The following is a 26,663-nucleotide window of genomic DNA, read 5'->3' on the forward strand; positions in this document are numbered from 1 at the left end:
GATGCGGCGGACGAAAATCGGCAAGTGGTGGTACAAGTTCTCTCGAAACCCTCTCTCTGTGGTGGGTCTCATCATTGTCGTGGGTGTGGTCTTCTGTGCAGTTTTCGCTCCCTGGGTGTCACCATACCCTGAGCATGCTGGACCGTACGTGAACTACCGTGAGGCCAATCAACCCCCATCTTTAGCACATCCTTTTGGGACCGATATTTTCGGTCGGGATGTCCTGAGTCGCGTCTTTTTCGCCTTCCGGTCGTCGCTGCTTATGGGGATTGTGGTCCTTTCCATCGTCGTCCCCGTGGGAGTTACCCTGGGGCTTTTGGCCGGTTACTTCAAGGAATCCTGGGTTGATATCCTCATCATGCGCATCACGGATGTTTTCCTTTCCGTTCCTCCCCTTATCCTGGCTCTGGCGATTACCTCAGTCCTCAAGCCCAACCTCACCAATGCCATGATTGCTGTTTCTGTCATGTGGTGGCCCTGGTACACGCGTCTTGTGTATGGTATGGCCACGTCGCTCCGGAACGAATACTTCGTTCAATCGGCTGAGCTCATCGGGGCAAGCAAGTTCCACATCCTCTTCCGGGAAATCCTCCCGAATTGTGTCTCGACCATCCTCACGAAGATGACCCTCGATATGGGCTGGGTGATTCTCATTGGCGCTGCTTTGAGCTTTGTAGGGCTTGGGGAACAGCCTCCCAAACCGGCTCTGGGAACGATGGTGGCCGACGGAGCGAAGTACCTTCCGGAGTACTGGTGGATTTCGGTCTTTCCAGGTCTGGCCATCATGCTCATCGTCCTTGGATTCAACCTTCTTGGGGATGGCATAGGCGATCTCTTTTCCCTGGAGGAAGCATAGATGCAGGATGTGCTTCTTGATGTTCAGGATCTCGTAGTGCATTTCCGAGTTTATGGAGGGTATCTGAAGGTCCTTGACGGAGTCACCCTGCAAGTCCGCCACCAGGAGAGAGTGGGGCTTGTGGGAGAGACGGGTTGTGGAAAGACAACCACGATGAAGACGATTATGGGTATCCTCCCGAAACCTCCTGGAGTTGTTCGGGGAGGACGTATCCTCTTTAAGGGTCGGGATGTTCTCTCCATGCGTCCGCAGGAACTCGAGCACTTGAGGCGATCTGGGATTTCCATGATTTTTCAGGACCCCACGGCAGCGCTGAACCCGGTGTTCACAGTAGGAGAACAGCTTGAGGATGCCATCCGGTATGCTCTGGGAAAAAGAGATCACGCTTCGGTCCGGGAGGTTGCTCTCTCTGCGCTGCAGAGCGTGGCCCTTCCTGATCCTCCCCGGATTCTCGAGAGTTATCCGGTGCAGCTTTCTGGAGGGATGCGCCAGCGAGTTTGCATTGCCCTCGCTCTGGCCTGTCCCAAGGAGCTCCTCATTGCCGATGAGCCGGGAACCTCGCTTGATGTGACCATCCAGGACCAGATTCTCCGCCTGATCCACCGCCTGGCGGAAGAGCGGAAGATGGCAGTGATTCTCATCTCCCATTCTCTTGGGGTGATCCGGGAGTGGACCGAGCGGGTCTACGTGATGTACGCAGGAACGATTGTGGAGGAGGCAAAGACTGGAGAGCTTTTTGCCCGGCCACTCCATCCCTATACTGAAGCGCTGATGCGGTGCGTGCCCAAGCTCACCGGAACGGGAATTGCCGAGGGCATTCCAGGTCGCATTCCTGACTATTTCGATCCCCCTTCGGGGTGCCGGTTCCACCCCCGCTGTCCTCACTGCATGGATATCTGTCGCCAAAGAAAACCCCAGCTTTTTCCTGTCGATGGAGACCACCGGGTTGCCTGCTTTCTCTTTGGGAGGGACAGCCATGGATGAACTCCTTGTGGTCGAAGGACTCAGGAAGTTTTTCGCCACCTCTCGGGGAATTGTCAAAGCCGTGCAGGGCGTGAGTTTTGCCATTCATCCTGGAGAGACCTTTGGGCTTGTGGGGGAATCGGGCTCGGGAAAGAGCACGGTGGCGTACATGGTCATGGGGATGTACCGCCCAAGCGGGGGTCGTATCCTCTTCAGGGGTCAGGACATCACCATGCCCCATGCTCGTCGTTCCCTGGCGCTCAAAAAAGAGCTCCAGATTGTCTTCCAGGATCCCGGGTCTTCTCTCAACCCCCGTCGGTCCGTTCGGGAAATTCTCGAGCTTCCTCTTCGGGTCCACCGCCTGGTGGATGGAAGGAAGCTCCGGGAAAGGGTGGAAGAGCTCCTGAATATCGTTGAACTCCCGCCCGATTACGCTGAGAAGTACCCGAGAGCCCTGGGTGGTGGAGAGAAACAGATGGTCGCCATTGCCCGGGCGCTTGCGACCGAGCCATCGCTGCTTGTCCTCGATGAACCGACTTCTGCCCTGGACGTTTCCATCCAGGCAAAGATCATCAATACTCTTGTTCGGATTCAGAAAGAGCGGCACCTCGGGTATCTTTTCATCACTCACGACCTGAGCCTCATGCGGAATATCGCCCACCGGGTGGCCATCATGTACCTTGGAAGGATTATGGAACTTGCTCCGGCTCAGGTCTTCTTTGAACGTCCTCTCCACCCCTACACCCAGATGCTCCTTTCCTCAATCCCCGTGATCTCCGAAGAGGAAGAGCGGCTCAAGCCGGAAAAGATCGTCTCCACAGGGGAAATCCCGAGTCCCGTGAATCTCCCTCCAGGCTGCGTGTTCCACCCCCGCTGCCGTGAGGCCCGAGAGGTCTGCAGGAGAGAAGAACCAGGCATGCGGGAGGTTGAAGTGGGGCATCTTGTTCGCTGCCACCTGTACGGTGCCTGAAACAAGGTTCCAGGCTTTTTCTCGCAAAAGCGTAGTTCCTGTTACCTTCTGAGCGTTCCTGCAACCTGGTGGTGTTTTCTTTTGCCGCACTGCCATGGTTTAAAACGTTTTTAGAAATTTTTGCATTCTTCATGTTGACTTTTCAGAAGAGCAACATTATAATTCCCTTGAAAGCTAAACCGTTTTAAGGAGCGTCACCTGTGCCGGTCACCATCAAAGATGTGGCCCGTCTGGCAGGGGTCTCGCCTGCAACGGTGTCCCTTGTTCTGAGCAACAAGGGGCAGGTTTCTGAAGAGACCAGAAGAAAGGTCCTTGAAGCGGTCCAGAAGCTTGGGTACCGTCCCAACGTTTTGGCCCGGAATCTCGTCAAGGGGAAAACGAGGACGGTTCTTCTTTGCGCCTTCATCCGGGAAGACCGAAAACTCTCCACCTTCTACGGGGACCTTATCAACAGCCTCCTTGCGGCTACCTCTTCCTCGGGGTACTACCTCCAGATCGTGGTGAGAGGAGAGTTCTTCAATGGACACCCCCTGGACAAGCGGGAAGCCCTCCTTGATATTGCCCGTAATCGCCTCTTTGAGGGACTCTTCATCCTCTCCCACTGGCCGGTGCAGTACCCGGAGGTCAGCGACCTGGTGCGGGAAGGTTTCCCCTTTGTCGTGGTGAACCAGAGGGTGGAGGGTGACGGGGTGAGCTACGTCGACATCGACCACTATGGAGGGGCGAGGGAAGCCATGCGGTATCTCCTTGAGCAAGGTCACACCTGCATCGCCCACATCCGCGGTCCTCAGGGGCACCGCCATGCGGAGGAACGATACCGGGCCTATCTTGATGCCCTCATCGAGCGGGGAATCCCTATTCGTCGGGAGTACATCGTGGAGGGGGATTTCCGCCGGCTGAGCGGGCGAAAAGCGATGGAGAGGCTCTTGGAAACCCATCCTCTCCCCACTGCAGTTTTCTGCGCTAACGACAAAATGGCCATTGGGGCTTTGCAGGTAGCAAAGGAACGAGGCCTTCGGGTCCACGAAGACCTCGCCATCTTTGGCTTTGACGGCATTGAGGCGGTGAAGTACACGGATCCCCCAATCCCAACGGTGGAGCAACCCCTGGGAGAGCTGGGGAAGGTGGCAGCGGAAATCCTTATGGAGAGGATTCAGGGAGGTGAGGGGAAGAGCGTGGTCCTTCCGTGTCGGCTTGTGGAGTGGAGTACTGTGTGAAGTCCCCAGAAAACGAGAGAGAAGGAGGGAGAATTATGAAGAAGGGGATTCTGGGAATTGCGGTGGTGCTTCTCGTACTTCTTGGGGGTCTTGCCCTCGCCCAGCTTCCGGGTGGGGTGCCAAGGGAAGAGACCCTCATCGTTGACCAGCTCACCGGCCGTGTCGGTACCCCAAGCAACTTCAACCTCTGGGCGGGATGGCGCTGGCAGGATAGAGGCTTGCAGCAGCTTGTCTGTGAACCTCTCTGGACGGTGGACTACGCCACCGGAGAAATCATCCCGGGACTTGCTGCAGAAATGCCCATCTATAGTGAAGATTTTACAAAAATGACCATCAAACTCCGCCAGGGTGTCTCCTGGAGCGATGGAGTACCCTTCACCGCTGACGATGTGGTGTACACCATCGACCTCCACGTGAAGACCCCCGGGCTCCTCTACCATGGGCCCATGGCAGAATTCGTGGATAAAGTCTACAAGACCGATGACTATACCGTAGTTGTGGAGCTCAAAAAGCCGAACTCCCGGTTTCACTCCCATTTCCTCGACCGCTGGGGATGCCTGCGTATCATGCCCAAGCACGTCTTTGAGAAGGTCGAAGACCCTGTCGCCTTCGAATTCAACCCTCCTGTGGGATGCGGTCCGTACGTTCTGAAGGACTACGATCCTGCCGGGTTCTGGACGTTGTGGGAGCGGCGGGGGGACTGGGAGAAGACCCCCACAGGGATGCTCTATGGGGAACCCAAACCAAAGTACGTCCTCTTCCAGGCCTTTGAGACTGAAGAGGCAAAAATTCTTGCCCAGCTCCGGCACGAACTCGACATGGCGCAGTATGCTCCCGAGGGCCTTCGAGTGGTCCTTGAGCGAAGCAACACCGCCCGAGCCTGGCGGAAAGACTGGCCCTGGGTGGTGAACATCGACCCCTGCATCACGGGTATCATGTTCAACAACATGGTGGAGCCGTACAACATCAAAGATGTGCGGTGGGCACTGGTACTTGCCATCAACATGGTGGAGTACATGGCTACGGCCTTTGACTTCATGGCACCAGTAAGCCCCATTCACCTCCCACCTGTTCCAGCTTACGTTGAGGCCTTCTTCAACCCCTTAGAGGAGTGGCTCAAAAACTTCGAGCTTGACCTTGGGAATGGCGAAAAGTTCAAGCCCTATGATCCGGAAATTCCTGCAAAACTTGCCCAGGCAGCCAAAGAGCGAGGGTACCCTGTTCCTGAGGACCCCAAGGCCATTCGGGAAATCTTCGGCATGGGCTGGTGGAAGTACGCCCCGGAGGTGGCCGAGAAGCTCCTCAAAAAGCACGGCTTCACGAAAGGCGCCGATGGCAAGTGGTACCTCCCCAATGGCAATCCCTGGAAGATTACTATTGTCACCGATACGAATCCTGCACATCATCACTACCGCAACGCCATGGCTGCTGCTGAGCAGTGGAGGAAATTCGGGATTGACGCTACGGTCAACGCCACCGAGGCCTTCAACAGCCTGCACCTTATGGGTGAGTTTGAAGTCGGTACCATGTGGCCGGCAGCGGAGCCCTGGGGTGTGGGTGTGGACCTCTCGAGGACCTTTGACGTCTGGCACTCAAGCCTCCTTGTTCCCATCGGCCAGGCGGTAACCCTTGGTCCCGGTGGAGCCGCCCGGTGGTCTGATCCTCGACTGGATGAGCTTTTGAAGAAGATGGAAACCACAAACCCCTTCACCGAGGTTGAAGCTACCCGACTTCTGGGTCTTGAGGCCCTCAAGATTGTTGTGGAAGAGATGCCCACCATTCCCACCTACGGATACTGCGGTGCGGTGGCCTGGGATGAGTACTACTGGACGAACTACCCCGGAGCCGAGAACCCCTACTCGCAGCCATACCAGCACTGGCCGAACTTCAAGTACATGCTGCCGTTCCTGAAGAGGGCAAAGGAGTGAATCTGTAACGTCTTAGGGTCCCCCGGGGATCCCCGGGGGACCCTGGGGAGGTCAGGTATGCGATTCGTCCGGGATTACCTTGTTCCAAGGCTTGTGCAGTATGTGCTCGTTGTGTTCTGTGGTATTACTGCGGTATTTTTCATTCCTCGTCTCACGGGTCAGGACCCGGTTTTGGAAATCATTGCTCAAATTCAGGCCCAGGGGGCTTCGCTGGATCCATTGGCGGTGCGGAACCTCATGGAAACTCTGAAGGAGCTCTACGGCCTCAAGGGAAGCCTTTTTGAGCAGTACCTCACCATGTGGCGGCGGGTGTTCACCTTTGATTTTGGCCCCTCCTTCTTCCAGTTCCCCACGCCAGTAGCGCAGCTTCTTCGCATTTACCTCCCCTGGACCATAGGCCTTTTCGCCACCTCGACCGTTCTCTCCTGGGCGCTTGGCAATATCATCGGAGGGATCGCCGGGTATTTTTCGGGGAAGTCCTGGTCGAAAATCCTCGATGCTGTTATCATGGTCATTCGCCCTATCCCTCACTACATATTCGGCGTGGTGCTCCTCATTCTTTTCGCTTATGTGTGGCCCCTTTTCCCGGCTCGGGGCCTAAGCATTGGGCGAGGGATGGCCCTGAACCTTGAGCTTGTTCTTGCGATTCTCCGGGGCTCCTTTCTTCCTGCTCTCACCCTTGTGATTCTCGGTGGGGTGGTCTGGTTCCAGCAGATGAAGCTCCTTGTGCAGAACGTGAAGCGGGAGGATTTCGTGGAATATGCCCGGGTGGGTGGGGTGAAGGAACGGCGGGTGGTTTTCCGCTATGTCCTCAAAAACGCCATGCTCCCCCAGGTGACGCAATTGGCCCTGGCCCTGGGGCAGGTCTTTAGCGGTGTCTTAATCGTGGAGATGGTCTTCTCGTATCCGGGGATGGGCCTCCTGCTTTATCGGGGAGTTACCCGGGGGGACTATAACCTCGTCATGGGCATCACCGTGCTTTCCATCCTCACCATCGCCACGGCCGTGCTCCTTTTAGACCTCCTCTACCCCCTTCTTGATCCCCGAATCCGGCACCGGTAGGTGAGACCATGGAGGCCCTGCGAGAACTCTTCAGAGACTACCGTTTCGCCGTAGGCTTTGTCATTTTCCTCTTTCTGGTAGCCCTGGCCTTTCTCTCCTTTGCCTCCCCTTACGACCCGATCCGCCAGCTCCAGGTTCCCCGGGACAGGCCCCCTTCCCGAGCCCATATCCTCGGGACCAATTCCAAAGGGCAGGACGTCTTCTGGGAGGCTACTTTCTCCATCCGGAATTCCCTCATCATTGCCCTCATTGCCGGGCTGGTTTCCCGGATTGTAGCGATTCTTGTGGGGTTTGTTGCTGGATACCGGGGCGGGACTCTCGATCGGGTTCTCATGGGGCTTGCCGATGGACTCCTGGTCATTCCCCTCTTCCTTATTCTCGTCATGGTGGCGATGCTCCTTCGGGGGAGCATGACCCTGGTGAACACAGGGCTTTTGCTCGCCTTCTTTGGATGGGCCTGGGATGCCCGCACCATACGGTCCCAGATTCTGAGTCTGCGGGAGCGGGAGTTCACCAAAACTTCGGCGCTCTCTGGGAATGGGACGATGAGTTTGGTCATCCGGGAGTACCTTCCCTTCACCACCCCCCTCATCTTCTCCACACTCATCAACAACATCGCCTGGGCCATTGGCATGGAGATTGTCCTTGCTATTCTCGGTCTTGTGCGTCTTGAAATCCCGACCCTCGGGACCACACTCCAGTGGGCCATCACGTATCAAGCGATGCTCCTCGGGCACTGGTGGTGGATTTCCACGCCTGTGGTGCTCACGATTCTCCTCCTTGTGGCCCTGTACTGGCTTTCTGTGAGTGTCAGCGAATACCTTGATCCTCGAATGCGAATTCAGCGGATTGGGGCGCGATCCTGATGCTTCCGGTAATCAGAGCCGAAGACCTCCAGGCGTTTTACGTCCTCGAGACCCCGCGAGGGAAGAAGGTTGTGAGAGCAGTCAACGGGGTGAGTCTCGTTATTCCCGAAAACACCGTATACGGCCTGGCCGGAGAGAGTGGTTGCGGGAAGACGACGCTTCTTAAGGTCCTTCTGGGGAACCTTGAGCCGCCCCTGCGGCACTTTGGAGGGCGGGTGCTGTACCGGGTCGATGGGGAGTACCTCGATGCCCTTGCTCTCCCTGAGGGGAAACGGCAGAAACTCCGCTGGACCTACATCTCCTATATCCCCCAGGGGTCCATGAGCGTTTTCAATCCTGTGGCCAGACTCCGGACGACTTTCATGGATTTTTTGGAAAGCCATGTTTCGGAGAAAATGCGCCAGGAACTTCTGCGTCATGCCGAGGAACACCTCGAACGTTTGGGACTTTCCCCAAAAATCCTCGAAGCGTATCCTCACCAGCTTTCAGGAGGCATGCGCCAGCGAGTGGCTATCGCCCTGGCGACACTCCTGAATCCCCGGGTTATCCTTGCCGATGAGCCCACCACGGCTTTAGATGTTGTGGCCCAGCGGGCCGTGCTGCAGCTTCTTTTCGACATCCAGCGAAAGCTCCGCAACACCATTGTCCTTGTGACCCACGACATGGGAATTCACGCTACCGTGACCACCCGGATGGCTATCATGTATGCGGGAAGAATTGTGGAGGAAGGGTGGACCCAGGATATTTTCACCACCCCTCTGCATCCGTACACCCAGTACCTCATCCGTTCCCTTCCCCGCATTGGGGATAAACGCCTGCGGGAGAGTGCCCCGGGAAGCCCTCCCTCCCTTGCGCAGCTTCCTCCGGGGTGCCCTTTTCACCCTCGCTGTCCCTTTGCCTTTGAACGCTGTCGTGAGGAGGTTCCTGAACTCGAGGAGGTTGGAGAGCAGAAGGTGGCCTGTTTCCTGAGGAGGGCAAGTCATGTCGTTACTTCTTGAGGTGCAGAACCTCACCAAGGTTTTTGCCTTAGGGAGTATTTTCTCCCGCCTTCGCCTCACAGCGGTGGACCGGGTTTCCTTCACCATTGAAGAAGGGGAAATCTTCACCCTCGCTGGGGAGAGCGGCTGCGGCAAGACCACCACTGCCCGGATGATTCTGGGTTTTGAGCCACCCACGGGGGGAACCATCCGTTACCGGGGAAAAGCCCTTGAGGAGTTTACGGACCGCAAGTCCTGGTTCCGGGAGGTCCAGGCAGTATTCCAGAATCCCTTCGAGACCTTCAACCCTCTGCGGAAGGTGGAGAGTTACTTTTTTGAGACGGTCTTTAATTTCAAACTCGCTGCCCAGAAAGATCAGGCCGAAAGGCTCATTGAGGAAAAGCTCCAGGCAGTAGGGCTTTCCCTTGAGGAAATTGAGGGGAAATACCCCAGCGAGTTCTCCGGAGGACAGCTCCAGCGGGCTTCCATCGCCCGGGCTCTCCTTACGAATCCGTCCCTTCTTGTTGCCGATGAGCCGGTCTCCATGGTCGATGCGTCGCTGCGCATGTCCATCGTGAACCTCTTCCGCAAGCTCTGCGACGAGTTTGCGGTGAGCGTCCTCTACATCACCCACGATTTAGCCACAGCGTACTACGTGAGCGACCGCATTGCCGTGATGTTCCGGGGCAACATCGTGGAGATGGGGAAGGTGGAGGAGGTCCTCGGGAACCCCAGGCACCCTTACACGAGGCTCCTTCTTGAGTCCATCCCGGAACCGGATCCGGCAAAGCGGCTTGAAGAACGGATTGTTTTTCTCGAGGAGCGGGAGGAATACCTCAGAACAGGGTGCAAGTTTGCCGGAAGATGCCCCGAGGCCTGGGAACTCTGTAGCCGGGAAGTGCCGCAGGAAGTCGAGGTCGACGGGGTTCTTGTGCGGTGTCACAAATGGGCAAAATGAAGGAAGGAGGAGAGGTTGATGCAAGAGGGTATGGCACTAGTGAATGAGCTCCTTTCCCGTATGACCCTTGAGGAGAAGGTGGCCCAGCTCTGTGCGGTGCATGCGAGCAGACTCCTTGAGGGGAGAAAATTTTCTGAGGAGAAGGCGAGGACCGTTCTTGCTCATGGCATTGGCCAGATCACCCGCCTTCTGGGGACTCCGGATCTTGAGCCGGAGGAGGCCGTGGAACTCGGGAACGCCATTCAGCGTTTCCTCAAAGAAAAGACGCGGCTTGGCATCCCGGCAATGATTCACGAGGAGTGCCTCAGTGGGCTTTTGTGTAAGAGGGCAACCGTTTTCCCCCAGGCCATTGGTCTTGCCAGCACCTTCAATCCAGAGCTTGTACAGAACGTCACCACTGCCATCCGGAAGACCATGCGAGCTCTCGGCGTGCACCAGGGTCTGGCCCCGGTCCTTGACATCCCCCGGGATCCTCGCTGGGGGAGGACTGAAGAGACCTTTGGGGAGGACCCCTATCTCGTTTCCCGGATGGCCTCCGCCTACATTCGGGGCCTTCAGGGGGAGGACCTGCGAGAAGGCATCGTCGCCACGGCGAAGCACTTCACGGCCTATGGTATCTCCGAGGGGGGACGAAACCTCGCCCCGGCAAAGGTTGGAGAGAGGGAGCTGCGGGAAGTGTTCCTCTTCCCCTTTGAGGTGGCTGTCCGGGAGGCAAGAGTGCGTTCACTGATGAACGCCTACCACGAGATTGACGGTGTGCCCTGTGCGGCCTCGTCATTCCTCCTCACGAAGGTCCTGCGGGAAGAGTGGGGCTTTGGAGGAATCGTGGTCTCGGATTACGAGGCGGTCCGGATGCTTGCGACCTTCCACCACGTGGCAGAGAACGAAAAGGAAGCCGCGGTTCTGGCTCTCCGGGCAGGAATTGATATCGAGCTTCCTGACGCCGATTGCTTCCCCCACCTTGTTGCCGCGGTACGGGAGGGTTGCATCAGTGAGGAGGTGCTCAATGAGGCTGTTCGAAGAGTGCTTGTGGTGAAGTATGAACTCGGGCTTCTTGAGGGTCTGCCCTTTGCCGATCCGGGGAATGTGGTACTCCTTGACCCCCCAGAGCATAGAGCGCTATCAAGAGAAGCTGCCCGGGCATCACTGGTTCTTCTCAAAAACGATGGGGTTCTCCCTCTCAAGAAAGACCTCAGGACCCTTGCCGTCATCGGCCCCAATGCCTATGACCCCATCAACCTCCACGGAGACTACAGCTTCACCACCCATGTTCCCAGTGTCCTCGCCTGGAAGGGGAGGGAAGCCCGCTGGGAGGTGGCCGTCCCCACCGTGACGGTCCTTGAGGGGATAAAGGCGAAGGTTTCTCCGGAAACCCAGGTCCTCTACGCCCGGGGATGCGGCCTGACTGAGTCTTCGGAAGAAGACCTTCGGGAAGCTCTGGAGGTCGCTCAGAAAGCCGAGGTTATCGTCGCCGTTTTAGGTGAGCGCAGTGGGCTCTTCCGCCAGTCCCTTTCCGGAGAAGGGAGTGACCGTGTAGACCTTGCGCTCCCGGAAGCGCAGCGGAACCTCCTCAAAGCCCTGCATGAACTTGGGAAACCCATCGTCCTCGTCCTGGTGAACGGAAGGCCTCTTGAGCTTTTGTGGGAACACGAACATATTCCCGCTATTCTTGAGGCCTGGTATCCTGGGGAGGAGGGGGGTAATGCCATTGCCGACGTCCTTTTTGGGGATTACAATCCCTCGGGGAGACTCCCCGTCTCTTTCCCGAAAGCTTCGGGACAGGTCCCGGTGTACTACAACCGCAAGCCCACCTCCTTCAGCGAGTACGTCACGGTGGACGCAGAGCCCCTTTTCCCCTTCGGGCATGGCCTGAGTTATACGACCTTTGCGTACCGGGACCTCCAGATCACCCCTGAGAAGGTCAGGGGGCTTGAACCGGTGACGGTGCAGTGTACGGTGGAGAATACGGGGACCTGTGAGGGTGAGGAAGTGGTGCAGCTCTACCTCAGGGACAAAGTGGCTTCCTGTGTGCGGCCGCGGCAGGAACTCAGAGGCTTTGTGAAGATCCGCCTTGCTCCCGGTGAACGGAAAACGGTGACCTTCACTCTCTTCCCAGAACAGCTCGCCTTTTATGACGCCCATATGCGCTTTGTGGTGGAACCCGGGACTTTCGAGGTCATGATCGGCGCGTCGTCCCGGGATATCCGGCTTTCGGGGACTTTCGAGGTCCTCGAGGAGCGGGTCATTCCAAAGTACCGCCACTTTGCCAGTGAAGTCACCGTGGAGTGAGGGCTTTCCCATGCGGTTTCTGGGTGTTCACCACGTGGCGCTTGTGACAAAAAATATGGAGGAGAGCCTGCGGTTTTACCGGGATCTCCTCGGGTGCACCCTCCTTGAGCGGTTCTTCGACGAGGGTGAGCGAGCTGACATCGCCTTTCTCTCTCTGGGGAACACACTCCTTGAGCTTCTTGCGCCGGAGAACCCGGAAGGGTTCACTAACCCTTCCGGGTTCCACCTTGCCCTCTGGGTGGATGATGTCGCATCGGTCTTCGAGTTTTTGAAAACCCAGGGTGTGCCCGTACTCCTTCCCCCCACCGAAAGCCACGGATTCCACTACGCCTACTTTTCCGGCCCCATGGGGGAAGTGGTGGAAATCGTGAAGCGGCAGTAAGCACGGGGGCCACCGCAAAGGTGGCCCTGTGCCCGTAATGCTCTCCTTTCTCCCGGGGTCTCCTGAGAAAAGCCACCCCAGGCCGAGAAATATGATATGGTGTGGTAAGGAGGGGCTTTGCCTTTCTTTCCGTACACGGTACAATGGAGGAGAATCCACTGTTTCGAAGGGGGGTTTTTCGAGGATGAAGCGAGTTTTGTGGGCAGTCATTGTGCTTCTGGTGTTCTCGTCCTGGGCTTTTGCGGCACCGAAGAAGATCGGGCTCATTCTCGCCACGGGGGGTCTTGGGGATAAGTCGTTCAACGACATTTCCTACGCTGGAGCGCTCAGGGCCAGTGAAGAACTCGGGGTGGAACTCGATTACGTGGAGCCCAAGGCCATTGCCGAGTACGAAGGCTACCAGCGGGACTTCGCCTCTTCGGGAGAGTACGAGATCATCGTCTGCATTGGCTTCGACCAGGCCGATGCCTTGAACAAAATCGCCCAGGAGTTCCCGGAGCAGAAGTTCGCCATCGTGGATATGGTGGTGAACCAGCCCAACGTGGCCTCGCTCCTTTTCAAGGCTAATGAAGGAGGGTTCCTCCTGGGTATCGCTGCGGCGTACATGACGAAAACCGGGAAAATTGGCATTGTGGGCGGCATGGACATCCCCCTCATCCGCGATTTCTTCCTGGGGTTTGAGGAGGGGGTGAAGTGGGCGAATACGGGAGCGGTGGTCCTCCCCACGGTGTACGTCGGCGGGTGGGCTGATCCGACCAAGGGGAAAGAGCTCGCCCTTTCCCTCATCGACCAGGGGTGTGACGTCATCTGGGCGGCAGCAGGAAAAAGCGGTCTTGGGGCTTTAGAGGCGGCGAAAGAGCGTGGGGTATACGCCATGGGCGTGGACGCCTGCCAGTGTTACCTGGGCGGGCACATTTTTGCCAGCCTCACGAAGCGCGTGGACGTCGCAGTGTACGAGACGATCAAGGCGGCCTTTGCAGGAACCTTCCAGGGGGGTGTTTTTGAGAAGGGGGTTGCGGAAGGGTGGATTGGCAACTGTCGCTTCCCCGAAGAGGAGCCCCTCTGGGAGGAGCGATTTGGCTTCAAGCACGCGGTGGAACTTCCCAAAGAGGCGATGGAGAAGATGCTCGAAGCCCGGGAGAAGATAGCGAAAGGAGAACTCCGGGTTCCCCGACCGCCGGAATTCGGTGGATGAGGTATGGTGGTGCTCTCGGTCCGGGGCCTCACCAAGCGCTTTGGTGAGGTTGTGGCCAACGACCACATTGACCTCGACGTCGAAGAGGGGGAAATCCACGGGCTTTTGGGAGAGAACGGGGCGGGAAAGTCCGTTCTCTCAAGCTGCATTTACGGGCTGTACCGCCCCGATGAAGGGCGCATCTTCCTCCGGGGACATGAAGTCCACATTGCAAGCCCTTTCGATGCCATTCGCCTTGGCATCGGCATGGTCCACCAGCACCTGACGCTTGTCCCGCACCTTCGGGTGTGGGAGAACATCGTCCTGGGGCGGGAACCCCGCCGGGGTCTCCGGGTAGACCGGGTTCGGGCCTTCGCCGAGGTTGAGCGGTTGCTTGAGGAGACGGGTTTTCGCCTGGACCTTGCGAAGAACGCTGGGGAGTTGCCGATTGGGGTGCAGCAGCGGGTGGAAATCCTCAAGGTGCTTTTCCGGGGAGCCGAGATCCTCATTCTCGATGAGCCCACGGCGGTTTTGACTCCCCAGGAGGTTGACCAGCTCATCGAAACCCTCCATCGCCTGAAGGCCCAGGGGAAAACGATTCTTTTCATCTCCCATAAGCTCCGGGAAATCTTCGCCCTCTGCGACCGGGTGACGGTCCTGCGCCGGGGGAAGAAAGTGGGCACGCTTCCGGTTTCTTCGGCCACTCCCCAGATGCTTGCGGAGATGATGGTGGGACGGAAGGTCTTTTTTGAGTTTCCACGGGAGCGCCTTGCGAAAGAAGAGGTGCTTTTTGAGCTTTCCCACGTGTTCACTGACCCCCCTGGAGTACCCCTTCAGGACGTTTCCCTCAAAGTCCACGCAGGAGAAATCCTCGGGATTGCCGGGGTTGAGGGGAATGGCCAATCGGAACTCGCCGAGGTGGTGGTGGGTTTGCGAAAGCCCAAAAAGGGCAAGGTGATTTTCCGGGGGAGGGACATCACGGCGATTCCTCCAAAGGGACGAATCCTCCAGGGAATGGCCCACATTCCTGAGGACCGCCACCGCCGGGGGGTTATTCTGGACTTTTCTGTCAAGGAGAACCTGCTCCTTGGGTTTGAAACGGAGCCTCCTTTCCGGAAAGGGCGGATGACCCTGGATTTTGCCCGTATTCGGGATTTTGCCCGCCAGAAGATTCAGGAGTTCGGCATCGTTACTCCAAGTGAAGACACGCCGCTACGTTTTTTGAGCGGTGGCAACCAGCAGAAGGTTGTGGTTGCCCGGGAGCTGGCTTTCCACCCCCTTTTCGTCCTGGCCTGTCAGCCCACCCGGGGGCTGGATGTCGCCGCCACCGAGTACCTCCGCCACATCCTCCTTGGGGTAAAGCGCGAGGGAAAAGGGGTATTGCTCATTTCTGCTGACCTTGACGAAGTACGGGCGCTGAGCGACAGGGTCCTTGTGATGTACGAGGGGCGTATCGCTGGTGAACTCTCTCCAGAAAGCGACGAGTACCAGTTTGGGCTCCTCATGGGAGGGAAGGTACTCCATGAGGCTTAGATTGACCGTCCCTGTGGAACTTTTCGCCATTGGTCTTGCCTTCCTTCTGGGGATGCTGGTGCTTTTCCTCACCGGATATCCTCCGTTTTCGGCACTCTGGGCCCTTTTTCGGGGAGCTTTCGGGACGCGAAACGCCATCGGGCAGACCCTCACCCAGGCCACGCCCATTCTCTTCACCTCACTGGCCTTTCTTTTGGCTTTCCGCTCGGGGATTTTCAATATCGGCATTGAAGGGCAGTTCCTCATCGGGGCTTTCACCGCCGCCCTCTTTGGGATTTCCTTCCGGGGTCTGCCCTTTCCCCTGCATGCGGTTCTTGCCCTCTTTTCCGGGGGTCTTGGAGGTGCGGTGTACGCCCTCTTTCCGGCGCTCCTTAAGGTGTACCTCGGGGCCCATGAGGTCATCACCACCATGATGCTGAGCTATGTGGCGCTCTACCTCACGAGTTACTTTGTGAATTACCCCCTCAAGGCTCCAGGGTGGGTGGCGCAGACTGAACCTGTTGCCCCCTCGGCACGACTTCCGCGGATTCTCCCTCCAACGCAACTTTCCCTTGCCTTTCCCATTGCCCTGGGGCTGGCGTTTCTCGTTCTGTGGTTCCTCGAGCGAACCGTTCCTGGCTTCAGCATCCGGGCGGTGGGCGCAAACCCTGAGGCTTCGGAAAACCGGGGGATTTCCGTGCGGAGATATCAGATTCTCGCCTTTGTCCTGAGCGGATTCATCGCCGGTGTCGGGGGAGGGGGAGAAATCCTCGGGGTCCATGGGCGGTTCGTGGATGGGTTTTCCCCGGGGTACGGATGGGATGGGATTGCGGTGAGCCTTGTGGGGCGGCTCCATCCCCTGGGATGTATCTTTGCCTCGCTCCTTTTTGGGATGCTCCGGGCAGGGGGCATGACCATGACCCGGGTGACCAAAGTCCCCCTTGACCTTTCGCTCATTATCCAGGCTTTGGTGATTCTCCTTGTTGCGGCGCCCGTTCTCATCGAGCAGCTCCTTGCACGCCGCAGGAAACCCCGCAGGAGCGAGGTGTAGCGCATGAGCCTCTCGCAAATCATCAACCTGAGTCTCTTTCAGGCTCAGCTCCGGATGGCAACGCCCATCCTCTTTGCCGCTTTGGGGGGACTCCTCTGTGAGCGGGTGGGGGTGGTGAATATCGGTCTTGAGGGCATCATGCTCACCTCGGCGTTCTTTGGAGTGCTTGTGACCTACTTCACCTCTTCCTCCCTTCTGGGATTTCTGGGGGGCCTGGCTTCGGGATTCCTCTGGGGGCTTATCATTGCCGTTCTGACCGTGCGCTTTTTCGGGAACCAGATTGTGGTGGGAACAGGGGTCAACGTTTTTGGCCTTGGGCTCAGCGCTTTCCTTTCCCAGAAAATCTGGGGTTCCCGGGGGGCTTCGGAAGCCGTTTCGGGATTCGCTCCCCTTCGCAGTGACCTTCTTGCCCGTCTCCCTTATCTTGGGCCGGTCCTCAACGAGCACACCTTCCTGGTGTACCTCGCCGTAGTCCTCGTCTTCGTCCTCCACTTTTTCCTCTTTGCCACCCCCTGGGGGTTGCGTCTGCGGGCAGTGGGCGAAAATCCCCAGGCAGCGGACACCGCAGGGATTGACGTTTTCCGCTACAAGACCCTTGGGGTTGTGGCTGGGTCTTTGGTGGCAAGTCTCGGGGGCGTGTTCCTCTCCCTGGGACATCTCAATTTCTTCGCCTGGGGAATGACGAGCGGTCGGGGATTCATCGGCCTTGCGGCGATGATTTTCGGGAAGTGGACCCCTCTGGGGTGTCTTCTAAGTAGCCTCCTTTTTGGGTTTGCCGACGCCCTGCAGATGCGCCTGCAGGCTCTGGGTGTCCTTCCCTCCCAGATTATCCTCCTCATCCCCTACCTTGTGACCATTCTCGTCCTTTCGGGCTTTGTGGGGAGGGCAGTGCCTCCGGCTCGGTATGAACCATACCGGAAGGAATAGCCACTCGTATCTTGCCGTCTTTCGAGAAGCTCTCAAAAAGGAGCGGGAAGCACAGATTGCAGTCATGCGGCAGGAAATCCGTACCCTCTCTCCTGAAGCGCGGGAGCGGAAGGGGCGGGCGCTCCTTGGCCTTTCGGGGAAATACGTGGGGCGGGAGGTTGGGGGCTTCCACCTTGTCCGTTTCGGGCGGGAGAGGGAGTTCGGGGAAACCGAGATTCGGGTTGGCGATGTGGTCCTGGTGAGCCATGGGAGGGATCCTCTGCGGAGCGGCATCGAGGGGACGGTGACGGAAATCACCTCCCGTTCCATCACCGTGGCCTTTCCGGATTTCCCTCCCCCATGGGTCGAGCGGCGGAATCTCCGGATTGACCTCTACGTCAACGACGTTGCTTTCCGGAGAATGGAGGAAGCCCTGACCCGCTTTGCCGGGGTAACCCCGGAAGTGTACCCGCTCAAAAAAGTTCTCCTTGGAGAAGGTGACGGGGTTTCGGTCGCACCACTGAGTGGGGTAGCCTTTGCCGACCGGGACCTCAATCCCTCCCAGCAGGAGGCGGTCCGGAGGGCCCTTGCGGAACCCCTGCTCTTCCTCGTCCATGGCCCTCCAGGGACAGGGAAAACCCGGACCATCCTGGAGTACATCCTCCAGGAGGTGCGACGAGGGAAGAAGGTCCTGGCCACGGCCGACTCCAACACGGCCTGCGACAACCTCCTCCTTGGGCTTGTGGAGCGGGGGGTCAGGGTGGTGCGGGTTGGCCATCCGGCGAGGGTGGAGCGGACGCTCCTCAGCCACACCCTGTTCGCCCTGGTGGAGAGCCGGCCTGTGTACCGCAGGGTGGCGGAGCTCTGGGAGAAAGTGCAGGCACTGAAGAAGGAACGGGACCGGTACCTTCGACCCTCACCGCAGTGGCGGCGGGGGATGAGCGATGAGGAAATCCGCTCCCTCGCTTCTTTAGGTGTCCCAAAGCGCGGGGTGCCACAGGAGAAGATACGTTCCATGGCTTTTTGGATTACGCTGAACGAAAAAATGAGAGAGCTTGCGGAAGAGGCCAGGCATCTTGAGCGAATGGCCATTCAGGAGGTTCTTCAAGAGGCAGAGGTTGTGGTGAGCACCAACATTGGCGCCGGGAGCGAGTTCCTCGAGGATGTGTCCTTCGACATTGTCGTTGTGGATGAGGGGTCCCAGGCCACGGAACCCTCTGCTCTGGTGGCTGTGGTGAAAGGCCAGAAGCTTATCATGAGCGGGGACCACAAGCAACTCCCGCCCACCATTCTCAGCCTCGAGGCACAGCCGGTTCTCTCACGGACGCTCTTTGAGCGGCTCATAGAAACCTACCCGCAGCGTTCTGCTTTCCTGAACGTCCAGTACCGGATGCACGAGGACATCATGGCTTTTCCCAACGAGAAGTTCTACGGCGGGCGGCTTGTGGCAGCTTTCGATGTTGCCCGGAGGACACTACAGGATCTCGGCATCACGCTACGGGAGGGGGTCCGTCACCGGGAGGCGGTGGACCCAGGGAAGCCCCTCGTCTTCCTCGATACCGCGCTCTGCGAGAACCGCTTTGAGCGGCAGTTTCCGGGGTCTTTTTCGTTCTGGAATCCCCTTGAGGTTCGCCTGGTGAGGGAAATCGTGGAGGACCTTTTGCTTCTGGGGGTTCCGGAGGAGGCGATTGGGGTGATTACCCCCTACGATGACCAGGTGAATGAGATCAGTAAGGTCCTTTCTCCATCCATCCGGGTGAGCACCGTAGATGGTTTCCAGGGACGGGAGAAGGAGGTCATCATCCTGTCCTTTGTCCGGAGTAACCCCAGAGGGGAAATCGGGTTTCTTGCTGACACTCGGCGGCTCAATGTTGCGCTGACCCGGGCTCGTGCCAAACTCATCGCCATTGGTGACGGCAAAACCCTCTGCCATCACGAGCTCTACCGGGATTTCATCACCTTCGTGCGCCAGAGAGGTCTGTACCTTTCCCTCACCCTTTGACCGCTCCGGCGGTGAGACCCTCGACAATACGCCGCTGAAAGAGCACCACGAAGGCCACAAGGGGTAGTGTAGTGAGGACGGTGGCTGCAGAAATCTGGTCCCAGGGGATTTCGTACTGGGAAGCTCCAGAAAGCATGGCAATGCCCACGGGGACCGTTCGGGATGTGGCGCGGGTCATGAAGACCGCACGTTGGTGGCCGAGGGGCCTTCTTACATCTCGACGTGGATACTGGGGTGGAGCTTCTCAAGCTGTTCGATAAGAACTTTCTCCTTCCGAAGTCAATCTCAGAAAGTCACCGGATAGTGACTTTTAGAACTCATTCTCTCTGGTGCACCACCTCCTTACCAGAACTTGAGAATGCAAGATTCAAGGTGCGCAACGCTGGGATAAAGCCCTTCTAAGCAGGAAAAAAACTATCCGCTCCTCAGTGTGGAGGATTTGGCTCTATTCGTTTTACTGCTTATCAAACCAATTCAGGCCTTCCTCCAGCATTGCTAAGTAGTTCTCAAGCGGTATGTAATTAGCGATAGAGTTCCCCGATCCAAGGGCGTAACGGTATGGCATGCATTCCTGAAGGATGCTGCGGACGTACTGGCGTAGTTCTGTGTTTTCAAGGCGGCAGAGCTTGTCCATGTCAACACCGCCCAAGATACCGATTTTGTCTCCATAACGTTTTTTGAATTCTATCACAGGGATAATTTCGTCCTGAAACGAGTGGAAGGCGTCAATTTTTACATCATTAATGAGTTCATTCATGGTTTTACTAAGATTGCCACAGGAAGTTCAACCTTTGATTCCGGTCATGGTTATGGAAGTCATCAGTTGACGTTGCAAGAAAAAGAACAGAATAAGCGTAGGTAATGTGGCAATAACATTGGCAGCCATCAATAAGCCCCAGGGATTTTCATAGGGACCCACAAAAGTGGCGATACCAAGTTGAAGAGTTCTCATTGACGGAGTACGTACTACCAACAATGGCCAGAGATAGCTATTCCAGTTAGCTATAAAGAAAAATACTGCCAATGCTGACAGAAGCGAACGGGAATTAGGCAATACCACTCTAAAGAACACGCCTGCCGGACCACATCCATCTACCACTGCCGCTTCTTCCAGGTCTTTGGGAAACTGGATATAAAATTGATGGAGCATGAAAATTCCAAATGCATGTGGAATTGCCGGGATGATAAGGCCCATATAAGTATCTATCCAGCCAAAGGCACGAACGATTATAAAAACAGGTATGATTATCGAGGTAATTGGAATCATAAGAGTGGAAATAATCGTGTAAAAGATTATCTTCCTCCCAGGGTAATTTAACCGTGCAAGCGAATACGCAGCCATGGCGTGTAAATAGAGAGCTACTACCGTTACAACCGCAGAGATAAAGAGTGTATTAAGCATCCACCGGGGATATAAAGGGGCGTGCTGAAATACCCCAGGAATGATATTTCGCCACTGTGGTTTTACCGGAAACCATTGCGGTGGTACCTTGAATACCTCAGGACCCCTCTTCAATGCGGCGTTTACCATCCAGTACAGGGGGAACAAGATAATCAGAGCAATGATACCCATGACGAACCACTTTACTATCCCAATATGTGCAGTTCTTTTTTTCACTCTTCTATTCGCCCTCCTCTCATTACCCTGAACATCAGCAAGGAGATCATAAGTTGCATAAGAAATACGATAAAATTGATAGCCGCACCGTAGCCAAACTTATAAAACTCAAACGCTATACGGTAGGCATAAAAAACCGTAGTGGTGGTTGCGTAGGCAGGTCCTCCTGCGGTGAGGATCTGGATTTGGTCGAAGACCTGGAAGGCGTTCAACAGGCTTATAACTAAAACGAAGAGGATCACTGGCTTGAGGAGAGGCAGGGTTATAAACTTAAACCTCTGGAACCATTCTGCTCCATCAACTCGAGCTGCTTCGTACAGTGTTAAAGGGATATCATTGAGTCCAGCAATAAAAATCACCATATAATATCCAACCGACTGGTATAGAATGGTACTGATAAGGATCGGTAAAGCTTGGCCGGACGAACCAAGTAAAGGCTGCCTGGGCAACCCCAGACCTGTCAAAAGCGCGTTCACGACTCCATGGGACTGAAACATAAATCTCCAAATCAGACCTACCGAGACGGCTGAAATAGCCACCGGGGTGAAGTAGATTGTTCTGAATACACTAACAGCCCTGCTCGGAACCTGAACCAACAGGGCAAGTCCCAGGCTCATGGCAAAATTCAAGGGAAGAAAGAGTACCACAAGTTTAAACGTTGTCCATAGCGATCGAACAAACAAGGCATCAGCGACCATGTTGCGAAAGTTAGCAAAACCAACGTAACGCATCTCCCCAAAGCCGCTCCATTCATGAAGCCCAAGGTATACTGCCAAAAAGACCGGAACTACATAAAAAACGACCAATCCGATGAGATCGGGAAGGACAAAGAGATATCCAGTAAAGACTTGCGCTCTTTTGTAGCTTCTATACGATCGCTTCGATTTCCAAGACATCCTTTATGTGGACCTCCTAAAGGAGGGTTGGGAGTGGCCCAACCCTCCTATTCCACTTAGTCTGTGTAAGCACCGATACGGCCCTTGTAATTGTCCAGGAAGTTCTGGATTTGGAAGTTTGCCAGACGTGCCGCTTCCTCTGCAGGGAGGTCCGCAAACATGACGAAAGAAAGTGCATCCATAAGAGCCTTTGCAATGTCGGTTGGATACCTTGGTTCAGGACGAGCAATAGGAAGAATTGTTTCTATAAATTTCCTTGCGAGCGGGTTTCCGGCAAACTTCTCTTTGCTTGCTTCCACAAGGCTTACCCTGCTGGGAAGCTTTGATTCCCGATCCACACAGAATTCTTTCAGGAAGTCGCTTTCGAACACAAACCATCTACTGAACTCGATCGCTTCTTTCTGGTGGGGAGACTTAGAATTGACGACGAAATTCCAACCGCCAAAAACCGACACCGGTGAGAGGTTCTCGTTCAGTGTGGGAACAGGGAAGATGTCGATTTTGAAGTCGGGAGGATTCAGCTTGAGATCGGATATTGCCCACATTCCCACCAGCTGCATCGCGGCAAATTTATTGAGCAAGTGCACGATATTACCGGAGCCTCCTGCCGTAAGCGTGGAAGGGCTCAGACCTTTTTTGATTAAATCACCCCAAATCTTCAAGGCCGCAATGGCACCCTCGGTGTTCATGGTGGCCTTTTTCCAGTCTGGGGATACAACGTCGGCACCAGCCCCCCAAAGGAAGGGATACCAGACGAATAGCTGATAGTAAGAGGGTACCGGTTCAATGATCAGAGCGTAACGATCTTCAGTTTTTAGCTTTTCTCCAGTATTCAGAAGTTCATCAAAGGTCCTGGGTGGTCGTAGGCCTGCTTCCTCGAACAAATCGACGTTATAGTAAATGGCCACAGGTTCCATTTCTACTGGCAGACCGTAAAGCACACCTTCAATAGTCGGTCTCTGGCGAGCAGCTGGCACAAGGTCCGCTAAATCAGTTTCTGTCACATGCTCATTCAGCGGAGCTAACATCCCCTCGTTTACGTAACGCAAAAGGTCTCCAGGACTTAGCCAGAAGACATCGGGAGCATCACCACTTGCAAATGCTGCTGGCAAAGCCAATCCGACATAGTCCGACCAGGGTAGGGTGACAAATTCGACTTTGACGTCAGGATGCAGTTCATTCCACAAATTTATATACTTTTCAATTATAGGGTCATCAACGGGTGCTGCGAATTTCCAGAACTTCAGGGTGATTTGCTGCTGCGCAAATCCAGCTCCTATGAGCAGACAAAACACACTGAGCAATACTACGCTTGCAAACACAAAGTTTTTCATTTTCCATACCTCCTCAAATATTTCCTTAAGTTATCAACTCTTTTCAACACCACAGCTACTTAAGCACATCGTTCTTTTCGAAGTTTTTTAAGTCTTTCACACTTCACGCATCACCCCCTTTTCAGTGTTTTCCTCTTGGTAACCTTTCTTCGACCGATAGAAGAGGTGGAAAGCTCAGGTGAGGTTCTGTTTGATACCAGTAAGCGACGCTCGAATAGTCGTCAGATCTATCGTTAGCGTGTCCATGTTCAATGGTGACTTTGATTGATTTTTGAAAGTAGACGGGATCTTCGATGTGAAAACGATAGAGTGTGATCTTCCCTGACCAGTTCTTTCCTCCTGGTAGCAGAATCCCATTGTAAGGTCCGATGAACTCCTGGGTAGGGCACCAGGCACAGTTGAAGTAGTCCTCAGTACCAGTACCATGGAGAGAGGGTGGCCACTTCTCTCCGTCGACAAAAATCATATCGTCTCCCTCTCCATACCAGTTCCACGCCGTGGGTGCTCCAAGGTTTTCAATGTTCAGGATACAACCAACATAATGGCCTCTCCCCTGTGCTTCCAAGATGACATAATTCTCCTCGCCGGTGAGGTTGTAACCCCTGAAACCAGGTTCGTGATAGGTTTCCGGAGGATGAACGATCCCGTGACAAGGGTTTTCCCTGCGCCACTGAGCATGGAACAATCCAACATCTCCCAGATCCTCAGAGTGAGGGTACAGTTCGTAGTCTATGTAGTAGTAAAGGACAAGTTTTTCCCGGGCACACTCGCTGTGTATTTCAACTCTGGCTCGCTCAAAGAAAGGCATAGGAAAGAAAGAGTTAAAGCCTTTCCCATCCTGTGGGCACATGGCAAGAGGCAAAGAGGCAAAATTCCTGGTGAGACTGTGCCCCATTCCAAAGAAATCCCCAACGGGAACTTCAACACTGGGTTCCCTCTCGTTGTCCCACCAGATCCTCAGGATAACTTTTCTGAGGAAGTGTTCCTCTTTGCAGTCCATCGTCATCCATATGTGAGTTATACAGCCAGGACCATCTATGTCAGCTATGATCCTTCTCTCTTGGGGAGCGATGAGTATCCTGTCATTATTTCCCCCCGTTCTATCCCAGCTTGATTCTCTTTTCCTGACATAATTACGTAACTTTGGTAAATCCCTCAGCAAACCCATGCATTTCCCCCCTGCTCGCTATCGCGAGTAACAGAATCTGGAAGAAATATGCTCTTTCTCAACATACCACCTCCTCAGTGGAGTTTGAACGCCAGGTACGGGGCAAAAACGGTGAGGTATTCCTCAAGGATCTTCCGTGCCACCTCGAGGTCGTCAATCATAGGGTCAAGTGCCAGGGCTTCCAGAGCGAGTTTTCTATCCTCTTCGACGATAGCCCGTACCATGAGCTCCGTAATAAGAATTTGCCTTCGGCACAGTTCTGCGATGGGCTCGGGGAGTTTCCCTCCCCCAAGCCCCACCGGTCCCTCGCTTCCCAAAAGTGCCGGAACCTCAACAATGGCTCCTTCAGGGAGATTGGGAATGTAGCCGGAATTTGCGATGTTCACCGCTTCCTCATAGGCATTGAGGTTTCGGAGGATCCCAGCAATGATGAACTCTCCCCGCTCGGTCTCAAGCTCTTCAAAGCGGGAGAGAGGGGTCTCACCCTGTATGGCTCGTTCAATCTCCTCCCACATCCTTTCCCGTCCCCGCTTTGCCCACTCGAAATCGTACATCTGGATGTCGTAGCGTTCCCAGGTTTTGCGGTGGATGTTGTGGGTGTAGGGGAGGTACTCGCAGAGGTGGCAGTCTCCGGGAACGGGCAAAAGCCCGAAGACTTCAAAGACCTCCATGGTGAGAGGTTCGAAAGAAGGCAGGGTTTTCCGAATTTTGGGGACACGCTCTCGGATTTCCGGGTAGAGGTCTTTCCCTGTCTCCCGTTCTGTCACCGAGAGCATCCAGGTGAAGTGGTTGAGACCAAAGGCACGGATGAAGAATCGTTCCCGGGCTTTTTTGCTCATGAGACGAAAAAGGGCAATGGACTGGTCGTTCCAGCGGAAGTTGAAGTCTTTAGGGATTTTGAGCCCGAGTTCTTCGGCAAAGAGTCCGGCAAGGATAAAGTACCCAAACTGAATCTGGTGGCAGATGCCGATGGTTTTGATTTTGGTGTACCGTGCTGCGGCGGTACAGATTTTGGGAACGGGATTCGTGAAATTGAGAAGCCAGGCATTCGGGCAGTATTTCTCCATGTCCCGGAGGATGGGCATGATGACGGAGAGGTTTCTCGCCGTATGGGCGAAAGACCCCGGTCCTCCGTTTTCGGCATAGTGGTTGATGCCGTACTTCAGGGCGATTTCCCGGTCAAGCTTCCAGCATTCTTCCCGGTCCACCGCTATGGAAAGGATGACGAAATCTGCCCCGTCTAAGGCCTCTTCACGATTTGTGGAGCTTCGGATTCGGGCCTCTGCGGAGAAATTGGTGTTGAGTTTTTCTGCCAGGGCGTGGATTTTCTCTAAACCCTGGGCGTTGATATCGTGGAGGAAGAGCTCCACTCCCCGGAGATCCGGGTTTTTGAGGATACCCGCAATTGTTGGAGGTCCGAATACTGCGCTGCCGGCGCCAATAACCGTGATTTTGGTCTGTGAGCTCAAGACTTTTCCTCCTTTCTTCTTGGAGCAGTGGAGGCCTTCACCGAGAGGGAGACTTCCTCAATGAAGCAGGGCTCCACGTTGTGCCCCTGGATGAGGCGGATGAGGAGTTCCACCAGTCGTTTCCCGATGATTTTTTTGGGGAGGTCAACGGAAGTGAGGGGTGGCTGGGTGAAGCGGGTCACGTAGGTGTTGTCAAAACCCACAACAGAGAGTTCCCGAGGGACGTCTATCCCCAGGTCCTGGGCGGCCTTCAGAATCCCCAGGGCCGAGGGGTCGTTATGGGTGAAAACGGCGGTGACGTTGCCCTGTGCTCTCCCCAGGAATTCTCTCCCGAAGCGGTAGGCTTCCTCGAAGGTGAGGCGCATTTCCACCATGAGTTGCGGGTTGGGGGCAAGGTCCCACTCGGTGAGGGCCTTTACGTACCCTTCGAACCTTTCCCGAAAGAGCGAAAACTTTGCAGGTCCACCAAGGCAGAGAATGTCCCGGTGACCGAGCTCGAGAAGGTGCTTCGTGGCAAGGTATGCCCCGTCTTTGTCGGGGAGGAATACGCTCGTTGAGAAGGGGACGTCAAAACTTCCCCCGAGAAAAACCATGGGGAGCTTTGTGGAGAAGGCTTTTTTGAGGTGAGCAATCCCAAGCCGCGTGGCCACGATGAGACCGTCCACGGATTTCTCCTCAAGATCCCGCAGGTACAAAAGATCCGAGCCCCGCTCGATGGAGTGGAGGAGGAGAAGATGGTACCCCATGCTCCGGGCTGTGGCCTCGGCAGCGGCAAAAACCTCGGTGAAGAAAGGGTTGAATATGTCGTCGATGAGCATGGCGACAAGCTGAGAAGACCTCTTTCGAGTGGGAAATCGGGGTTCAACTCCCAGGACCTCCATGGCCTCGAGAACCCGCTTTTTGAGCTCGGTGCTCACCGGGCGGGTACCGTTGAGGACATGGGATACCGTGGTGATGGAAACACCAGCTCTCTGGGCGATTTCCTTCAGGGTAGCCATCTTTTCCCTTCTTTGGCAATTTTTTGATTTTGCGCAAATTTTACAAAAACGGGGAACCCCTGTCAAG

Annotated in this window: 23 protein-coding genes and 1 pseudogene; 16 read left to right on the forward strand and 8 right to left on the reverse strand. The window is 55.6% G+C overall.

What is annotated here, in order from left to right:
* Position 1 precedes the first annotated feature (1 nt).
* The 16 genes from ACPT9Q_RS07565 to ACPT9Q_RS07640 all read left to right on the forward strand — a co-directional run bounded on the left by ACPT9Q_RS07565 (position 2) and on the right by ACPT9Q_RS07640 (position 19,113).
* Positions 2 to 856, forward strand: coding sequence for an ABC transporter permease subunit (locus ACPT9Q_RS07565; protein WP_017874092.1), 855 nt, complete (start codon positions 2 to 4; stop codon positions 854 to 856).
* Complete coding sequence (locus ACPT9Q_RS07570; RefSeq protein ID WP_017874093.1) at positions 857 to 1,840, forward strand: oligopeptide/dipeptide ABC transporter ATP-binding protein; 984 nt, start codon at positions 857 to 859, stop codon at positions 1,838 to 1,840.
* Positions 1,833 to 2,789, forward strand: a complete 957-nt coding sequence (locus ACPT9Q_RS07575) for an ABC transporter ATP-binding protein (RefSeq protein ID WP_427365465.1) — start codon at positions 1,833 to 1,835, stop codon at positions 2,787 to 2,789. Before ACPT9Q_RS07570 ends, ACPT9Q_RS07575 begins: the two co-directional genes overlap by 8 nt.
* A 200-nt stretch (positions 2,790 to 2,989) precedes the next feature.
* Complete coding sequence (locus ACPT9Q_RS07580) at positions 2,990 to 4,006, forward strand: LacI family DNA-binding transcriptional regulator (protein ID WP_427365466.1); 1,017 nt, start codon at positions 2,990 to 2,992, stop codon at positions 4,004 to 4,006.
* 35 nt (positions 4,007 to 4,041) lie between these two features.
* Complete coding sequence (locus ACPT9Q_RS07585) at positions 4,042 to 5,934, forward strand: ABC transporter substrate-binding protein (RefSeq protein WP_427365467.1); 1,893 nt, start codon at positions 4,042 to 4,044, stop codon at positions 5,932 to 5,934.
* A gap of 57 nt (positions 5,935 to 5,991) precedes the next feature.
* On the forward strand, positions 5,992 to 6,996 hold the full coding sequence (locus ACPT9Q_RS07590) for an ABC transporter permease subunit (protein WP_017873688.1): 1,005 nt from the start codon (positions 5,992 to 5,994) through the stop codon (positions 6,994 to 6,996).
* An 8-nt stretch (positions 6,997 to 7,004) separates the two neighbouring features.
* Positions 7,005 to 7,862, forward strand: coding sequence for an ABC transporter permease (locus tag ACPT9Q_RS07595; RefSeq protein ID WP_427365468.1), 858 nt, complete (start codon positions 7,005 to 7,007; stop codon positions 7,860 to 7,862).
* Positions 7,862 to 8,860 (forward strand): oligopeptide/dipeptide ABC transporter ATP-binding protein, encoded by a 999-nt coding sequence (locus tag ACPT9Q_RS07600; protein ID WP_017873690.1) that lies wholly within the window; start codon positions 7,862 to 7,864, stop codon positions 8,858 to 8,860. Before ACPT9Q_RS07595 ends, ACPT9Q_RS07600 begins: the two co-directional genes overlap by 1 nt.
* Positions 8,844 to 9,797 (forward strand): ABC transporter ATP-binding protein, encoded by a 954-nt coding sequence (locus tag ACPT9Q_RS07605; protein ID WP_427365469.1) that lies wholly within the window; start codon positions 8,844 to 8,846, stop codon positions 9,795 to 9,797. Before ACPT9Q_RS07600 ends, ACPT9Q_RS07605 begins: the two co-directional genes overlap by 17 nt.
* Before the next feature lie 18 nt (positions 9,798 to 9,815).
* A complete protein-coding gene (locus ACPT9Q_RS07610; protein ID WP_427365470.1) occupies positions 9,816 to 12,086 on the forward strand; it encodes a glycoside hydrolase family 3 N-terminal domain-containing protein in 2,271 nt (756 codons plus the stop codon).
* Between the two features lie 10 nt (positions 12,087 to 12,096).
* The gene (locus ACPT9Q_RS07615; protein ID WP_427365471.1) at positions 12,097 to 12,468 is read left to right on the forward strand and encodes a VOC family protein; all 372 of its coding nucleotides are present in this window, start codon (positions 12,097 to 12,099) and stop codon (positions 12,466 to 12,468) included.
* 184 nt (positions 12,469 to 12,652) lie between these two features.
* On the forward strand, positions 12,653 to 13,663 hold the full coding sequence (locus ACPT9Q_RS07620; RefSeq protein WP_427365472.1) for a BMP family lipoprotein: 1,011 nt from the start codon (positions 12,653 to 12,655) through the stop codon (positions 13,661 to 13,663).
* Positions 13,664 to 13,666: 3 nt separating this feature from the next.
* Positions 13,667 to 15,175 carry an ABC transporter ATP-binding protein gene (locus ACPT9Q_RS07625; protein ID WP_427365473.1) on the forward strand — a complete coding sequence of 503 codons (1,509 nt, stop codon included), beginning with the start codon at positions 13,667 to 13,669 and terminating at the stop codon, positions 15,173 to 15,175.
* Positions 15,165 to 16,205, forward strand: a complete 1,041-nt coding sequence (locus tag ACPT9Q_RS07630) for an ABC transporter permease (RefSeq protein WP_427365474.1) — start codon at positions 15,165 to 15,167, stop codon at positions 16,203 to 16,205. The genes ACPT9Q_RS07625 and ACPT9Q_RS07630 overlap by 11 nt, the downstream gene beginning before the upstream one ends.
* Positions 16,206 to 16,208: 3 nt before the next feature.
* Positions 16,209 to 17,132, forward strand: coding sequence for an ABC transporter permease (locus ACPT9Q_RS07635; RefSeq protein ID WP_427365475.1), 924 nt, complete (start codon positions 16,209 to 16,211; stop codon positions 17,130 to 17,132).
* Complete coding sequence (locus tag ACPT9Q_RS07640) at positions 17,110 to 19,113, forward strand: IGHMBP2 family helicase (RefSeq protein WP_427365476.1); 2,004 nt, start codon at positions 17,110 to 17,112, stop codon at positions 19,111 to 19,113. The genes ACPT9Q_RS07635 and ACPT9Q_RS07640 overlap by 23 nt, the downstream gene beginning before the upstream one ends.
* On the opposite strand, the pseudogene ACPT9Q_RS07645 reads toward ACPT9Q_RS07640, so the two are convergent.
* The 8 genes and pseudogenes from ACPT9Q_RS07645 to ACPT9Q_RS07680 form a co-directional block, all read right to left on the reverse strand.
* A pseudogene (locus ACPT9Q_RS07645) lies at positions 19,103 to 19,276 on the reverse strand (carbohydrate ABC transporter permease); the annotation flags it as partial. The gene ACPT9Q_RS07640 and the pseudogene ACPT9Q_RS07645 overlap by 11 nt on opposite strands.
* 291 nt (positions 19,277 to 19,567) lie before the next feature.
* Positions 19,568 to 19,870: a hypothetical protein gene (locus ACPT9Q_RS07650; RefSeq protein ID WP_427365477.1), complete on the reverse strand. Its 303-nt coding sequence runs from the start codon at positions 19,868 to 19,870 to the stop codon at positions 19,568 to 19,570.
* Positions 19,871 to 19,897: 27 nt separating this feature from the next.
* Positions 19,898 to 20,731: a carbohydrate ABC transporter permease gene (locus ACPT9Q_RS07655; RefSeq protein WP_427365478.1), complete on the reverse strand. Its 834-nt coding sequence runs from the start codon at positions 20,729 to 20,731 to the stop codon at positions 19,898 to 19,900.
* On the reverse strand, positions 20,728 to 21,627 hold the full coding sequence (locus ACPT9Q_RS07660; protein ID WP_427365479.1) for a carbohydrate ABC transporter permease: 900 nt from the start codon (positions 21,625 to 21,627) through the stop codon (positions 20,728 to 20,730). Before ACPT9Q_RS07660 ends, ACPT9Q_RS07655 begins: the two co-directional genes overlap by 4 nt.
* Before the next feature lie 56 nt (positions 21,628 to 21,683).
* Positions 21,684 to 22,961, reverse strand: coding sequence for an ABC transporter substrate-binding protein (locus tag ACPT9Q_RS07665; RefSeq protein WP_427365480.1), 1,278 nt, complete (start codon positions 22,959 to 22,961; stop codon positions 21,684 to 21,686).
* Between the two features lie 121 nt (positions 22,962 to 23,082).
* On the reverse strand, positions 23,083 to 24,129 hold the full coding sequence (locus ACPT9Q_RS07670; protein WP_427365481.1) for a glycoside hydrolase family 172 protein: 1,047 nt from the start codon (positions 24,127 to 24,129) through the stop codon (positions 23,083 to 23,085).
* 74 nt (positions 24,130 to 24,203) lie between these two features.
* Complete coding sequence (locus tag ACPT9Q_RS07675) at positions 24,204 to 25,598, reverse strand: hypothetical protein (RefSeq protein WP_427365482.1); 1,395 nt, start codon at positions 25,596 to 25,598, stop codon at positions 24,204 to 24,206.
* Positions 25,595 to 26,596: a LacI family DNA-binding transcriptional regulator gene (locus tag ACPT9Q_RS07680; RefSeq protein WP_427365483.1), complete on the reverse strand. Its 1,002-nt coding sequence runs from the start codon at positions 26,594 to 26,596 to the stop codon at positions 25,595 to 25,597. The genes ACPT9Q_RS07675 and ACPT9Q_RS07680 overlap by 4 nt, the downstream gene beginning before the upstream one ends.
* Between the last annotated feature and the right edge of the window lie 67 nt (positions 26,597 to 26,663).

Origin of the sequence: Candidatus Caldatribacterium saccharofermentans, assembly GCF_050267035.1 — a bacterium.
GTDB lineage: Bacteria > Atribacterota > Atribacteria > Atribacterales > Caldatribacteriaceae > Caldatribacterium > Caldatribacterium saccharofermentans.

Bases quoted from the DNA above. Each gene is read 5' to 3' on its own strand.
- ACPT9Q_RS07565 (WP_017874092.1), top strand. From the start codon at position 2: ATGCGGCGGACGAAAATCGGCAAGTGGTGGTACAAGTTCTCTCGAAAC.
- ACPT9Q_RS07570 (WP_017874093.1), top strand. From the start codon at position 857: ATGCAGGATGTGCTTCTTGATGTTCAGGATCTCGTAGTGCATTTCCGA.
- ACPT9Q_RS07575 (WP_427365465.1), top strand. From the start codon at position 1,833: ATGGATGAACTCCTTGTGGTCGAAGGACTCAGGAAGTTTTTCGCCACC.
- ACPT9Q_RS07585 (WP_427365467.1), top strand. From the start codon at position 4,042: ATGAAGAAGGGGATTCTGGGAATTGCGGTGGTGCTTCTCGTACTTCTT.
- ACPT9Q_RS07590 (WP_017873688.1), top strand. From the start codon at position 5,992: ATGCGATTCGTCCGGGATTACCTTGTTCCAAGGCTTGTGCAGTATGTG.
- ACPT9Q_RS07595 (WP_427365468.1), top strand. From the start codon at position 7,005: ATGGAGGCCCTGCGAGAACTCTTCAGAGACTACCGTTTCGCCGTAGGC.
- ACPT9Q_RS07600 (WP_017873690.1), top strand. From the start codon at position 7,862: ATGCTTCCGGTAATCAGAGCCGAAGACCTCCAGGCGTTTTACGTCCTC.
- ACPT9Q_RS07605 (WP_427365469.1), top strand. From the start codon at position 8,844: ATGTCGTTACTTCTTGAGGTGCAGAACCTCACCAAGGTTTTTGCCTTA.
- ACPT9Q_RS07610 (WP_427365470.1), top strand. From the start codon at position 9,816: ATGCAAGAGGGTATGGCACTAGTGAATGAGCTCCTTTCCCGTATGACC.
- ACPT9Q_RS07615 (WP_427365471.1), top strand. From the start codon at position 12,097: ATGCGGTTTCTGGGTGTTCACCACGTGGCGCTTGTGACAAAAAATATG.
- ACPT9Q_RS07620 (WP_427365472.1), top strand. From the start codon at position 12,653: ATGAAGCGAGTTTTGTGGGCAGTCATTGTGCTTCTGGTGTTCTCGTCC.
- ACPT9Q_RS07625 (WP_427365473.1), top strand. From the start codon at position 13,667: ATGGTGGTGCTCTCGGTCCGGGGCCTCACCAAGCGCTTTGGTGAGGTT.
- ACPT9Q_RS07630 (WP_427365474.1), top strand. From the start codon at position 15,165: ATGAGGCTTAGATTGACCGTCCCTGTGGAACTTTTCGCCATTGGTCTT.
- ACPT9Q_RS07635 (WP_427365475.1), top strand. From the start codon at position 16,209: ATGAGCCTCTCGCAAATCATCAACCTGAGTCTCTTTCAGGCTCAGCTC.
- ACPT9Q_RS07640 (WP_427365476.1), top strand. From the start codon at position 17,110: ATGAACCATACCGGAAGGAATAGCCACTCGTATCTTGCCGTCTTTCGA.
- ACPT9Q_RS07650 (WP_427365477.1), bottom strand. From the start codon at position 19,870: ATGAATGAACTCATTAATGATGTAAAAATTGACGCCTTCCACTCGTTT.
- ACPT9Q_RS07660 (WP_427365479.1), bottom strand. From the start codon at position 21,627: ATGTCTTGGAAATCGAAGCGATCGTATAGAAGCTACAAAAGAGCGCAA.
- ACPT9Q_RS07665 (WP_427365480.1), bottom strand. From the start codon at position 22,961: ATGAAAAACTTTGTGTTTGCAAGCGTAGTATTGCTCAGTGTGTTTTGT.
- ACPT9Q_RS07670 (WP_427365481.1), bottom strand. From the start codon at position 24,129: ATGGGTTTGCTGAGGGATTTACCAAAGTTACGTAATTATGTCAGGAAA.
- ACPT9Q_RS07680 (WP_427365483.1), bottom strand. From the start codon at position 26,596: ATGGCTACCCTGAAGGAAATCGCCCAGAGAGCTGGTGTTTCCATCACC.